Source organism: Breoghania corrubedonensis (assembly GCF_003053845.1).
In the GTDB taxonomy this organism is placed as follows: Bacteria; Pseudomonadota; Alphaproteobacteria; order Rhizobiales; family Stappiaceae; genus Breoghania; species Breoghania corrubedonensis.
Map to the genome: position 1 here is coordinate 1,158,579 of NZ_QAYG01000001.1, position 13,307 is coordinate 1,171,885.

The window sequence follows — 13,307 nt, forward strand, 5'->3', positions numbered from 1 at the left end:
CAACCCGCCTTCCCAGGCGAAATCACCTGAAGGCGGATACGTTGCCCGTTTCCACAGTGCCAGAGCATCATGTTCCGCGTTCTCATGAACGCGGGATGCCCTAGAGCGCTTCCGCGCCCGCAATAATTTCGATCAGCTCGGTGGTGATCTGCGCCTGACGCTGGCGGTTGTAGCTCGTCGTCAGCTTGTCGATCATCTCGCCGGCATTGCGCGTCGCGTTGTCCATGGCGGACATGCGCGCACCCTGTTCGGAAGCCGCGTTCTCAAGAAGCGCCCGAAAGACCTGAACCGAGACGTTGCGCGGCAGCAGATCCTGCAGGATCTCCCCTTCGTCCGGCTCATACTCGTAGATCGCGCCCTGAAGGTCGACCGTCTCCGCCCCTTCCGGCACAGCGGCCGGGATGAGCTGCTGCTCGGTCGGGATCTGCGAGATCACCGACTGGAACTCGGCATAGAACAGCGTGCAGACGTCGAACGCCTCGTCATCAAACATCGCCAGAAGACGCTTGCCGATATCGTCGGCGTGGCCGAAGCCGAGCTTCTTGACCTCGCGCAGGCTGATCGTATCGACAACCAGCTTGCCAAAGTCGCGGCGCAGGATGTCGAAGCCCTTCTTGCCGACGCAGAGGATCTTCACCTCCTTGCCGTCGGCCTGAAGGCGGCGCGCACGCTCCTTGGCGAGCTTGACGATGGAGTTGTTGAAACCACCGCACAGGCCACGATCGGCGGTACAGACGACGAGCAGATGCACGTCGTCCTTGCCTGTGCCGGTCATCAGTCTGGGCGCGTCCTGGCGGCCTTCGAAGGCGACCGCCAGATTGGCCAGAACGGCGTCCATGCGTTCCGCATAGGGCCGCGCGGCCTCCGCGGCCTCCTGGGCACGACGCAGCTTCGCCGCGGCCACCATCTGCATGGCCTTGGTGATCTTCTGCGTCGCCTTAACAGAGGCGATGCGGTTTCGTAGGTCCTTGAGTGACGCCATAGGCGCTCCCGATCCCGGTCCTTGCGGTTGTTAGGCGGCGAAGGTCTTGGAGAAGTGTTCGACGGCGGACTTGAGCTTCGACGTCAGCTCGTCGTTCAGCGCCTTCTTCTCCCAGATCTCGTCGAGCAGCTCTTTCTGTTCCCCACGCATGTAGGTGAGCAGACCCTGCTCGAAGGCACCGACCTGATCGACCGGCAGCTTGTCGAGATAGCCGTTCACGCCGGCGTAGATCACGGCGACCTGTTCCTGCGTCTTCAGCGGCGAGAACTGCGGCTGCTTCAGAAGCTCGGTCAGGCGCGCGCCGCGGTTCAGCAGACGCTGGGTGGTGGCATCGAGATCGGAGCCGAACTGCGCAAAGGCCGCCATTTCGCGGTACTGAGCCAGCTCGCCCTTGATCGGGCCCGCCACCTGCTTCATCGCCTTGACCTGGGCCGAAGAACCCACGCGCGACACCGACAGACCGACGTTCACCGCCGGGCGGATGCCCTGGAAGAACAGATCCGTCTCGAGGAAGATCTGGCCGTCGGTGATCGAGATCACGTTGGTCGGAATGTAGGCCGACACATCGTTCGCCTGGGTCTCGATGACCGGAAGCGCGGTGAGCGAACCCGAACCGTAGTTCTCGTTGAGCTTCGCCGAACGCTCCAGCAGACGGGAGTGCAGGTAGAACACGTCGCCCGGGAAGGCTTCACGTCCCGGCGGACGACGGAGCAGCAGGGACATCTGACGATAGGCCACGGCCTGCTTCGTCAGATCGTCGTAGCCGATCACCGCGTGCATGCCCTTGTCGCGGAAGAACTCGCCCATCGCGCAGCCGGTGAACGGCGCCAGGTACTGCATCGGCGCCGGGTCGGACGCCGTGGCGGCAACCACGATGGAGTATTCCAGGGCGCCACGATCTTCCAGTGTCTTCACGAACTGGGCAACGGTGGAGCGCTTCTGACCGATCGCGACGTAGATGCAATAGAGCTTCGCGCTCTCGTCATCACCCTCGTTCAGCGACTTCTGGTTGAGGAAGGTGTCGAGGATGATCGCGGTCTTGCCGGTCTGACGGTCACCGATGATCAGCTCGCGCTGGCCACGGCCGATCGGGATGAGCGCGTCCACGGCCTTGAGGCCCGTCGACATCGGCTCATGCACCGACTTGCGCGGCAGGATGCCCGGCGCCTTGACGTCGACGCGGCGGCGCTCGTCCGACTCAATCGGCCCCTTGCCGTCGATCGGGTTGCCGAGACCGTCGACGACGCGGCCCAGGAGCCCCTTGCCAACCGGCACGTCAACGATGGTGCCGGTCCGCTTGACCGTGTCGCCTTCCTTAATTGTGCGGTCGTTGCCGAAAATAACGACACCCACATTGTCCGTCTCAAGGTTCAGCGCCATGCCCCGGATATTGCCCGGGAACTCGACCATCTCACCGGCCTGCACATTGTCCAGACCATAGACACGGGCAATGCCGTCACCGACGGACAGCACCTGGCCGACTTCGGAAACTTCGGCTTCCTGGCCGAAATTCTTGATCTGATCCTTGAGGATGGCGGAGATTTCCGCGGCCCGAATATCCATCAGCCGACCTCTTTCATCGCGATTTTGAGAGAATTCAAGCGGGTCCGCAGGGACGTATCGATCATCCTGCTGCCGACCTTAACGATAAGACCGCCGATCAGTTCGGGATCGACGGTCGCATTGATCTTAACGTCCTTGCCCGTGGCCTTGTTGAGGGCGGCCTTGAGGGCAGCGACGTTCGCCTCATCGAGCTTGGCGGCGGAAACGATATCAGCCGTCACCTCGCCGCGCGCGGCGGCGGCAAGCTCGTGGAAACCGCGGAGCATGTCGGGAAGCGCAAACAGGCGACGGTTGGAAGCCACCAGCTTGACGAAATTGGCGGTCAGACCACCGATTTCGGCCTTCTTCAGGACGGCGCTCATGGCACCGATCTGCTCGTCGGAGGAGAATGTCGGGCTCCTGACGAGCCGCACAAGATCTGCGCTCTCACCGAGGAGCTTCTCAAGGGCGGCGATGTCGACCTCGGTCGGCTCCACCACCTTCTGCTCTTCGGCAAGCTCGAAAAGGGCGGAGGCGTACCGCTTTGCAACACCTGAGACGTGGGAGAGGTTGTCTGTCACCGTGTCCGTGCTCTGCTGACGCGCGTCAAGTCCCCATCCAAGCGCGTATCCTTGGGTAGGGACCTGAATTCAAAGGATAATTTTTGGCGGCACCAGCCCAGCCCGAGCCCGCACCGCCAAAGTCGCGCTTCGCATAGCATAGCAATCACGGGTGCGCAACATTACCGGTAGGACGGAATAGGTGGTTTCACGCCATTCCTCGACCAAAGGCGTATATAAACGCCCTCAAGATCATACCGTTGCGTCATTTCCACAGCCGCTGGGGACAGCGGCTCACATGAAGCTTTGCGGGTCGACATCCACCTGAACACGGAGCTGGCCCTTGGCGGCGGGCGCGGCGGCAAGCCAGGCGCGCAACCAGGCCTGGAGATCGAACCCGCGCGGAGCCTGCACGAGAATGCGCTGGCGGTGACGCCCGCGCACCAGCGCAAGCGGCGCGTCCGCCGGCCCGAGAACCACGATCGAGCGATCCTGCACACGCGGCGCGGCGCGAACGAGCGCGCGGGCATAGCCCTCCGCCTCGCTGCGCTGCGGCGCGGACACGATGATCGCGGCCAGCCGCCCGAATGGGGGCAGGCCGGCAGCGCGGCGTGCCGCGATTTCCTCTTGATAGAACCGGTCGAGATCGCCGGAAAGCAGCGCCCGCAGGACCGGGTTCTCGGGAGCGTAGGTTTGCAGGAACCCCAGTCCCCCGCCGCCGATGCGCCCGGCGCGCCCGGTCACCTGCGCCAGCAGCTGGAACGTCTTTTCCGCCGCCCTGGGATCGCCGTTGGCAAGCCCCAGATCCGCATCGACAACACCGACGAGGCGCATCAGCGGAAAATTGTGGCCCTTGGCGACAAGCTGGGTGCCGATGACGATATCGACCTCCCCGTCTTCCACGAGTTTCAGTTCATGGCGCATGCGCTCGGGCGACGAAAAGCTGTCGGAGGAGAGCACGAGGCGGCGCGCATCGGGGAAAAGGTCTCCCACCTCCTCCGCGATCCGCTCCACGCCGGGGCCGCAGGCCACCAGCGAATCGGCCGTACCGCAGGCCGGGCAGGCGTCGGGCCGGCGCTCGTGATGGCCGCAATGATGACAGACAAGCTGGCCGCGAAAGCGGTGTTCGACCAGCCAGGCGGAGCAGTTGGAGCACTGGAAGCGATGGCCGCAATGGCGGCAGAGCGTCAACGGCGCATAGCCGCGCCGGTTCAGGAACAGCAGGCTTTGCGCCTTGTCTTCCAGCGCGTCGGTCATGGCGGAAACGAGTTTGGGAGCCAGCCAGCGGCCGCGTTCGGGGCCGTCATTGCGCATGTCGATGGCGGTGAGCCGCGGCATTTCGGCGCCCGAGGCGCGCTCCTCCAGAACGACGCGGCGGTAGCGGCCGGTTTCCGAGTTGACCCGGCTTTCAACCGAGGGCGTGGCGGAAGAGAGAATCACTGGAAAACCCGAAATATGACCCCGGACAACCGCCATGTCGCGGGCGGAATAGGGCACGCGGTCGTCCTGCTTGAAGGCCGAATCATGTTCCTCGTCCACGACGATAAGGCCGAGATCGCGGTACGGCAGAAACAGCGCGGAGCGCGCGCCGACCACCACGCGGGCCTCTCCGAAGGCGACATCGCGCCAGGTGCGCGCACGCATCTTCGGCGAAAGCTCGGAATGCCATTCGGCCGGACGCCCGCCGAATCGCGCCTCGAATCGGTCGAGAAACTGGCTGGTCAGCGCGATTTCCGGCAGCAGTACCAGAACCTGCCGCCCCTTGCGCAGCACCTCCGCCACCGCCTCGAAATAGACCTCGGTCTTGCCCGAGCCGGTAACGCCGTCGATGAGGGTGACCGAATAGCCGTCGCGGGCCGCGGCGCGCAGCTCCACCGCCGCCTCGCCTTGCGCCGGCGTGAAGATCGGGCCCGGCATGTCCGGATCGAGCGCGGGCCGCGGCTTGCGCGGCAGATCGACCAGCGCAAGCGTGCCATGCTCGATCAGCCCGTCGACGACACCGGTACTGACGCCGGCGGCGTCTGCCAGCGCCGCCTTCGTCCAGCCCGACGGCTTGTCCTCGATGATCTCAAGCACGCGCGTGCGGGCGAGCGTCATACGCGCGGGCGGCTCGCCGGCCGGCGCGATGCCCTTGACCGGCGCCTCCGGCTCCAGCGCATCGCGCACCCTCAGCACCATCCGCAACACCATGCCGGGAGCGGCCAGCGTCCAGTTCGCCACCCACTCGACGAAGCGGCGCAGATCGTCGGAAATCGGCGGCACGTCGAAGACGCGTTCGATATTACGCAGGCGTTTCGGATCGATGGAGGTGTCGGGCTCGCCGTCCCATACCGCGCCGATCACCTTGCGCGGGCCAACCGGCACCTGAACGACGGACCCCGGACGCACGTCCATCCCCTCCGGCACGCGGTAGGACCAGGGTCCCTCCACGGCGACGGGAACAAGCACGGGAACGATTCGTTCGGGTTCGAAGAGCACGGCTTTTTGGCGTTCCAGGGTCACAGATTGGCCGAATCGGGATGCGATTTGCATCCGACTGCGTTAAAGAAAGCGCGAAACCCCGTCAGACGGTCCGTGTTGAGGCCGCCATCAGGATCCGGGTCCCTACCCGGTTAGCGCAACAGGAGCCCCCGCGCCCATGAAATTCTTCGTCGATACAGCCGACATCGCCGAAATCCGTGAACTGGCCGAAATCGGTCTTCTCGACGGCGTCACCACCAATCCCTCCCTTATCCTGAAGGCGGGCCGCCCGTTCAAGGAAGTGATCGCCGAGATCTGCGAGACGGTCGACGGCCCGGTTTCGGCCGAGGTCACGGCGACAGAGGCCGACGCCATGATCGCGGAAGGCCGCACGCTCGCCAAGATCGCCGACAATGTCGCGATCAAGCTGCCGCTGACGCTGAACGGCCTCAAGGCCTGCCGGGTGCTGACCGGCGAAGGCCACATGGTCAACGTCACGCTGTGCTTTTCCGCAAACCAGGCGCTGCTGGCGGCCAAGGCGGGCGCGACCTTCATCTCGCCGTTCATCGGCCGGCTCGACGATCTGGGCGTCGACGGCATGGAGCTGATCCGCGAGATCCGCGTGATCTACGACAATTACGACATGCTCGATACCGAGATCCTCGCCGCCTCGATCCGCTCCGCCGACCACGTCAAGCAGGCGGCGCTGATCGGCGCCGACGTCGCCACCGTCCCGCCGGCCGTGTTGAAGGGCCTGGTCAAGCACGCGCTGACCGACAAGGGCCTCGAGCAGTTCCTGGCCGACTGGGCGAAGACGGGACAGACGATCCTGTAAGCAGCGGGAACCTTCTTCCGCTTTCAACGGGCGCCCGGTGACGGGCGCCCGTTTTCGCGTGTGCCTTCCGCCTTGCCGGCACCAACGCAACTCGTTAGGGTCATTGACAGGCGCTTGCACGGTGCCTCCAAGTCCGCGGAAAGGGCCCCGCCCACGGCAAGAATATGGCACCGCGCCACTGCGCGGCGCGAATGATCATCGGCGACACCCGCTCGATCCGGCTATTGCGGACACTGGAGATAACCGAGCAAGGGGTCCCCATGACGCACGATGCAGCCGAGCTGCCGCTTTTCAGCGATTCCGATTCCGCCCTTCAGCTTGACCGCCTCCGCAAGAAGACCAAGGCTCTCAAGAAGGCTCTCCACGCGCGCGAGGCGGATGCGCTCGACCGCCTCAGAACCTTTCATCCGCGCGCAGACCGCCTCGATCCTGCCAAGGTGAAGCTGGCGGATGCGCAATGCATCATCGCTCGCGAGGCAGGGCTCTCCAGCTGGCCCGCCCTCAAGGCTCACGCCACGGCCATGGACGCGGCGCGCAGCGACATCGAAACCGGCGCGCCTGCCCCCGACAGCGACCGCCCCACACTTCATATCCGTCGCGGCAATGACATCGAGGCCGCGCTCAAGCGCGCCGGCTTTGCCGGTGATTTTCTCGAATATTCCGACCCGATCTGCCAGGGTCCCATCCGCGAGGGGGCGGATGCACTGGCGCATCGCGCTCGCTTCATCGCGCGGGAGTATCCGGGCACCAACGAGATGGAGACGCTTGCGAAGCTCAGGACAGCTGAACGCCGATTGCGCGATGCCGCATCATATTCGCGAATCGTGCTGTGGTTCGAGCACGATCCGTATGATCAGCTGCTGCTCGTTAGGATCCTCTCGCTTTTCAAGGAAACCGGCGCAGATCGCCGGCTTGTGGAGATCGTCAGCCTCGACCGCTTTCCCGGAATCGAGAAATTCCATGGCATCGGGCAGCTTTCGCCGGCCGCGCTGCGACACATGTACAATACCCGTCAGCCGGTGAGCGATGCAGCCTATTCCCTGGCCCTGCGGACCTGGCGGGCACTCCTGGCGGACACCGCGCTCCCGCTCGCCGCGATCGCAGCTGAGGAAACCCCGGCCTTGCCGTTTCTTTCCGGGGCTGTGAGGCGCTATCTCGCCGAGTTTCCCGGGGATCGCGACGGGCTTTCCTTCACGCAGCGCCAATGTCTGGATCTCCTTGGCGGGGGCGCCTTGCCCTGGGGCCAGGTTTTCACCCGGTTCATGCGCGAACGGGATCCCTTGCCGTTCCACGGCGATCTCATGTTTCTCGGCATGATGCTCCAGCTCGCACAGGCTGACGATCCGGCTTTGACGTTCGATGAAACCACCCGTTTCAACGACGATTGGGGCAAGGCGCCCTTTACGCTGACGCAGACCGGCCGGGCGCTTCTCGAAGGCCGGCGGGACTGGCGTGATTGCGGCCCGCGCGAGCGCTGGCTGGGCGGTTTGCGCTGTTTTGGCGAGCCCGACTGGCGCTGGCGGGCCCCGGACGGTGAGATGCTCGCCGTGGAACGCTGAGCCAGCGGGGTCGCGAATAATCCGTGCGCGCCTTCGCCGCTGCCATTGCCGGCGAGGATGCGCTCTGCGAACCTGAGGGCTCATCAACCGAGTCGCAGGATACTCCTTCGCGATGAACCAGACCGCCGCCCCGCTTGTCATCGCCGAACCCGCCCTGATGCACCTTGTCGCGCAATGGCTCGACCATCTGGGTTCGGAGCGGCGGCTCGCCGACAAGACGCTGACCGCCTATGAGCGCGACGTCAGCCAGTTTCTTTCGTTCATGACGATCCATCTCGGCGGCGCGCCGGGGGCGGACGAGATCTCGCGGCTGACGCCGGCCGATATCCGCGCCTTCTTCGCCCGCAGGCGGATGGAGGGCGCGGGGGCGCGCACGCTGGCGCGCGGGCTTGCCGGGCTCCGCTCGTTTCTCGGCTATCTGGAGAAAAAGGGGCTCGCCAACGCCGCCGCGGTCAGGGCCGTGCGGGCGCCGCGCCAGCCCAAGACCCTGCCCAAGCCGCTGAACACGGCCGATGCCGCGCGCGTGGTCGATGCCGATGAAAGTCTGTCGGAGGAACCATGGATCGGCGCGCGCGATGCCGCCGTGCTGACGCTTCTCTATGGCTGCGGCCTTCGCATTTCCGAAGCGCTGGGACTGACGCGGGCGCAAGCGCCGACACACGAGACCCGTGTCCTTCGTATCGTCGGCAAGGGCGGCAAGGAGCGGCTCGTGCCCGTCCTGCCCGTGGTCGGCGAGGCGGTCGCGCAGTATCTCAAGCTCTGTCCCTTCGCGATAGACGACGACGGTGCGCTCTTTCGCGGCGCGCGCGGCGGGCCGCTTTCCCCGCGCATCATCCAGCTCGCCATGCAACGTCTTCGCGGCGCCCTCGGCCTGCCGGACACGGCAACGCCACACGCCTTACGCCATTCCTTCGCCACCCATCTGCTGGCCGGCGGCGGAGATCTCAGGACAATCCAGGAATTGCTGGGCCATGCGAGCCTGTCGACGACGCAGGTTTACACTGGCGTCGATACGGAACGCCTGGTCGCCATCTACCGCAAGGCCCATCCGCGCGCGTAAATATTACGTAAACCTCGGCAGTTTATCCTAGTGTCAATGGTTGCCATTGATGCGGCACGACAAAGGACGAAACCGATGTCCGGGACGCCTCTCTCAATGCCGGTTCGCGTGCTCCTGGCTGCTGCCATGAGCCTTTCCGGTGTCCTCGTTACCGCCTGGCTGGTCTGGCCGGAACCAACCGAGGCCGAAACCATCGCCTGTTTCATCGAGGAAACGGGCACCTGGAGCAACCGGCACGCCCGCACCGGCGATATCAGCCGCGTGCAGGTCGAATCGCAGTGCAAGGGCAACAAGCTCGTCCACCGCGTTCGCGTGCTGACCAAGTGCGCTCCGCGCGACTGCACCTGGGGCTGGGCGGCCGGTGCGAAGAAGTCCGGCGGACGTTTCGTTGCGACCTTCTCCACCTATTCCGCCTATCGCTACTTCCAGATGGAAGTGACCGGCAACCACGCGCTCGTCTCCGTCACCTACGACTACCACGACGAGCGCAAGGAAGATGAAGCCGCAAGCTTCCGCATGGTGCGCGACGACTGATCGGGCGTAACGACCGGCGGCACGCGCCGCCGGCACCCGCCCGAGAGGGCGCGCACGGTACCGATACCGGCACCTGCGTCTGCCTGCCAGCGTCTGCCTGAATACCCCCGTTCCCGCCGCAGCGTTGAAAACGCATTTGCAGGGGTGCGGGTGCGTCGGCTATTTCTCGCCGGGCGTACCGTCGAACTTCTTTTCCAGGCTGTCCCAGCAATCGATGTAGTTGTCCTGCAACGGCGCCTCGCTGGCCGCGAAGGTCGTGAGATGCTGCGGGAAACGGGTCTCGAACATGAAGCTCATGGTCTCGTCGAGCTTTTCCGCCTTCAGATCCGCGTTGGAGGCGCCTTCGAAGGCATCGCGGTCGGGCCCATGCGGCAGCATCATGTTGTGCAGGCTCATGCCGCCCGGCACGAAGCCCTGCGGCTTGGCGTCGTAGACGCCGTAGATGTTGCCCATCAGCTCGCTCATGATGTTCTTGTGGTACCAGGGCGGGCGGAAGGAATGTTCGGCCACCATCCAGCGCTCGCGGAAGAGCACGAAATCGATATTCGCCGTGCCGGGCTGGCCCGACGGCGCGGTCAGCACCGTGAAGATCGACGGGTCCGGGTGGTCGAACAGGATCGCGCCGACGGGCGAATAGGTGCGAAGATCGTATTTGCAGGGCGCGTAATTGCCGTGCCAGGCGACCACGTCGAGCGGCGAATGCCCGATCTTCGTGGCGTGAAAGGCGCCGCACCATTTCACCACGACGGTGCTTTCCGCCTCGTGGTCCTCGAAGGCGGCGACGGGGGTCTTGAAGTCGCGCGGGTTGGCCATGCAGTTGGCGCCGATGGGCCCGCGGCCCGGCAGGTCGAACTTCTGGCCGTAATTCTCGCAGACGAAGCCGCGCGCGGGGCCTTCCAGCACCTCCACCCGGTAGACGAGACCGCGCGGCAGGATGGCGATCTCCTTGGGCTCCAGGTCGATGACGCCGAGTTCGGTGGCAAAGCGCAGGCGGCCGGCCTGCGGCACCACGAGAAGCTCGGAATCGGCGGAGAAGAAATACTCGTCCTGCATGGAGCGGGTGACGAGATAGACGTGCGCGGCCATGCCGACCTGGGTGTTGACGTCGCCGGCCGTCGTCATCGTGCGCATGCCGGTGATCCAGGTGAGATCCACGTCGGTCATCGGCACCGGGTCCCAGCGGTACTGGCCGAGGCTGATCACGTCCGGGTCGACGTTCGGCGCGCTCTTCCAGTAAGGCACGTCGATCTTCTCGAAGCGGCCGGTATGTTTCACCGAGGGGCGGATGCGGTAGCACCAGGTCCGCTCGTTTTGACCGCGCGGGGCGGTGAAGGCCGTGCCGGAAAGCTGTTCGGCATAAAGGCCGTAATTGCATTTCTGCGGGGAATTCTGCCCTTGAGGCAGCGCACCGGGCAGCGCCTCGGTCTCGAAGTCGTTGCCGAAGCCCGGCATGTAGGACGCAGGGCCAGCCTTCGTCGCGTCCGGTTTGGCCCTCGCGGCCGTGGTGAGCTCGTTCATGGCGCCTGCCTCCCTTTGCGTCGTGAAACGACCATCGCGCGCAACACCCCGCGCAACGGCCTGTCATTCCACGAACAGATGTCCTATTGGTTGTAAATGTAACTAACAAGACGGACGAATCAATGCGCGCACGGATGGGAAACGAGGTTGTTGTCGGGATCGAGGACGACGGAGAGCGCCGGGAGGAGGACGACTTCGACCTGAAAAGCTTCCTGCCTTACCTTCTCAACCAGGCGGCGGAGCAGGCGGGAACCTCGTTCCAGCGCATCTACAAGGCGCGCTACGGCATGCTCAGGACGGAATGGCGGGTGCTGTTTCATCTTGGCCGCTACGGGCCGATGACCGCCAAGGCGATCGGGCTCAGGACCCGCATGCACAAGACCAAGATCAGCCGCGCGGTCGCCGCCCTCGAGGCCCGTCGCTATCTGACCCGCACCGAGCTGGAAAACGACCGCCGGCTGGAGCGGCTGGAGCTGACGGCGGCCGGGCGCAAGGCCTACGAGGACCTGTCGCGCCATGCCCGCGAACACGACGCGGAGCTGATGGCGCAGTTCTCGCCACAGGAGCAGGACGTGCTCCGGCGCTGCCTCGGACAACTGGCCGGATTTTGACAGAGAGGCTGTCGTAGGGCGTTCGTCGGGCGGGCCCGCCCGCGCGCTTACGCCTTCAGCGCGCAATAGAGCGCGCGGTAGCGCCCGTAAGCCTCGTCATAGGCACCGCGCAGATCCGCAACCGGCTCGATGGTCGCCTGCGTTTCCGGGGGCAGGCATACCGTTTCGGGATCCGCGCCCGTCGCCGCGATCAGCCCGAGACGGGCGGCACCGAGCGCGGCTCCCGTTTCTCCCTGCGCAGGCACCACAACCGGCAGGTCGAGCGCCGTGGCGATCGCCTTCAGCCACAATCGACCACGCGAACCGCCGCCGACCGCCGTCACCGCCTTCAGCTGCGTCCCCGCAACCTTCAGCGCCTCCTGGCAATCCTTCAGCGCGAAGGCGACGCCATCGAGCACGGCGCGGGTCAGAAGAGCGCGGTCGTGGTCGTGCGAAAGACCGATGAAGGCGCCACGAATGTCCGCATCGTTGTGCGGCGTGCGCTCGCCGGAGAGATAGGGCAGGAACGACACGGCGGACGGTGCCTCCAGGCTGTCGCCCAGTTCCGCCATCAGCTCGGCGGGCGCGACGCGGGCGATACCCGCCCACCAGTCCAGCGCGGCGGCCGCCGACAGGATCACGCCCATCTGATGCCAGCGCCCGGGCAGCGCATGGCAGAAGGTGTGAACCGCGCTTTCGGGATTCGGCAGGTAACGCTCGTTGGCGGCAAAGAGCACGCCCGACGTTCCCAGCGAGACGAAGGCCTCACCAGCCGCGATCGTGCCTGTGCCGATGGCCGATGCCGCGTTGTCGCCCGCCCCGCCGGCGACGATGACCGGGCCGGTCATGCCCCAGCGCGCCGCAAGTTCTGGCCTGAGCGTGCCGGATGCGTCCGTTCCCTCGACAAGCCGTGGCATCTGCGCAGCCGTCATGCCGGTGGCGTCGAGCAGCTCGCCCGACCAGGCTCGCTTGCCGACATCGAGCCAGCTCGTGCCGGCGGCGTCCGACATGTCGCAAGCGTGTTCGCCGCTCAGCCAGAGGCGCAAGTAGTCCTTCGGCAATAACACCTTGGCGACCCGCGCGAAGATGTCCGGCTCGTTCTCCCTGACCCAGACGAGCTTGGGCGCGGTGAAGCCGGGGAAGACGATGTTGCCGGAAAGCGCGCGAAAGCGCGGATCGGCATCGAGGCGGGCGGCTTGCGCATGGCTGCGGGTGTCATTCCACAGGATGCACGGGCGCAACGGTTCGTCGGCGCCGTCGAGCAGCGTCGCGCCGTGCATCTGGCCGGACAGGCCAATGCCCCGGACCGCGGAAAGCCCCGCCGCGTGGTCGCGCCTCAAGGCGTCGAGCGCCGTCTCTGTCGCCGCGATCCAGTCCGCAGGCGCCTGTTCCGACCAGCCGGGATGCGGTCTTGAGACGGTCATTGGCGCGGTCGCGGAGGCGATGACGGTCTGGTCGTTGGCGATGAGCAGCGCCTTGACGCCGGACGTGCCGAGATCGATGCCGAGATACATGGGGTCACTCTGCCGAAACTGTCAGTGTTGGTCGAAAGAGAGGCGCTTTTCAGAGGGGCTTCGCACGGAACGGGCTGTCTTTCCCCGTTCCGGCGCTGTCGTCGCCGTCATCCCCGGCGCGGTCCGGGGGATCCATTGCCGTTTCCGCATCGA

Annotated in this window: 11 protein-coding genes; 5 read left to right on the forward strand and 6 right to left on the reverse strand. The window is 65.4% G+C overall.

Translation table 11 applies throughout. From position 1 onward, the window contains the following. Nucleotides 1-100: 100 nt before the first annotated feature. The 4 genes from C8N35_RS05070 to C8N35_RS05085 form a co-directional block, all read right to left on the reverse strand. Nucleotides 101-982, reverse strand: a complete 882-nt coding sequence (locus tag C8N35_RS05070; protein WP_107988471.1) for a F0F1 ATP synthase subunit gamma — start codon at nucleotides 980-982, stop codon at nucleotides 101-103. Nucleotides 983-1,012: 30 nt separating this feature from the next. Continuing rightward, a complete protein-coding gene (atpA, locus tag C8N35_RS05075; RefSeq protein ID WP_107988472.1) occupies nucleotides 1,013-2,545 on the reverse strand; it encodes a F0F1 ATP synthase subunit alpha in 1,533 nt (510 codons plus the stop codon). After that, complete coding sequence (locus C8N35_RS05080; protein WP_107988473.1) at nucleotides 2,545-3,105, reverse strand: F0F1 ATP synthase subunit delta; 561 nt, start codon at nucleotides 3,103-3,105, stop codon at nucleotides 2,545-2,547. Before C8N35_RS05080 ends, atpA begins: the two co-directional genes overlap by 1 nt. Before the next feature lie 273 nt (nucleotides 3,106-3,378). After that, nucleotides 3,379-5,562: a primosomal protein N' gene (locus tag C8N35_RS05085; RefSeq protein WP_428977086.1), complete on the reverse strand. Its 2,184-nt coding sequence runs from the start codon at nucleotides 5,560-5,562 to the stop codon at nucleotides 3,379-3,381. A 160-nt stretch (nucleotides 5,563-5,722) separates the two neighbouring features. Between C8N35_RS05085 and fsa the strand changes: the two genes are divergently transcribed. The 4 genes from fsa (at nucleotide 5,723) to C8N35_RS05105 (ending at nucleotide 9,532) form a co-directional block, all read left to right on the forward strand. Beyond that, nucleotides 5,723-6,379 carry a fructose-6-phosphate aldolase gene (fsa, locus tag C8N35_RS05090; protein ID WP_107988475.1) on the forward strand — a complete coding sequence of 219 codons (657 nt, stop codon included), beginning with the start codon at nucleotides 5,723-5,725 and terminating at the stop codon, nucleotides 6,377-6,379. A 260-nt stretch (nucleotides 6,380-6,639) separates the two neighbouring features. Then, the gene (locus C8N35_RS05095; RefSeq protein ID WP_170122025.1) at nucleotides 6,640-7,938 is read left to right on the forward strand and encodes a DUF1835 domain-containing protein; all 1,299 of its coding nucleotides are present in this window, start codon (nucleotides 6,640-6,642) and stop codon (nucleotides 7,936-7,938) included. 112 nt (nucleotides 7,939-8,050) lie between these two features. Then, nucleotides 8,051-8,998 carry a tyrosine recombinase XerC gene (locus tag C8N35_RS05100; protein WP_107988477.1) on the forward strand — a complete coding sequence of 316 codons (948 nt, stop codon included), beginning with the start codon at nucleotides 8,051-8,053 and terminating at the stop codon, nucleotides 8,996-8,998. Between the two features lie 75 nt (nucleotides 8,999-9,073). Continuing rightward, nucleotides 9,074-9,532, forward strand: coding sequence for a hypothetical protein (locus tag C8N35_RS05105; RefSeq protein ID WP_146177345.1), 459 nt, complete (start codon nucleotides 9,074-9,076; stop codon nucleotides 9,530-9,532). A gap of 159 nt (nucleotides 9,533-9,691) precedes the next feature. Here C8N35_RS05105 and hmgA read toward each other — a convergent pair whose 3' ends face one another. Then, complete coding sequence (hmgA, locus tag C8N35_RS05110) at nucleotides 9,692-11,050, reverse strand: homogentisate 1,2-dioxygenase (protein ID WP_107988479.1); 1,359 nt, start codon at nucleotides 11,048-11,050, stop codon at nucleotides 9,692-9,694. 122 nt (nucleotides 11,051-11,172) lie between these two features. Here hmgA and C8N35_RS05115 point away from each other — a divergent pair, with 122 nt between their 5' ends. Continuing rightward, complete coding sequence (locus C8N35_RS05115) at nucleotides 11,173-11,661, forward strand: MarR family winged helix-turn-helix transcriptional regulator (RefSeq protein WP_245926659.1); 489 nt, start codon at nucleotides 11,173-11,175, stop codon at nucleotides 11,659-11,661. Between the two features lie 47 nt (nucleotides 11,662-11,708). Here the strand turns inward: C8N35_RS05115 and xylB are convergent, their stop codons facing one another. Next, nucleotides 11,709-13,154 (reverse strand): xylulokinase, encoded by a 1,446-nt coding sequence (xylB, locus tag C8N35_RS05120; RefSeq protein WP_107988481.1) that lies wholly within the window; start codon nucleotides 13,152-13,154, stop codon nucleotides 11,709-11,711. Nucleotides 13,155-13,307: the final 153 nt, after the last annotated feature.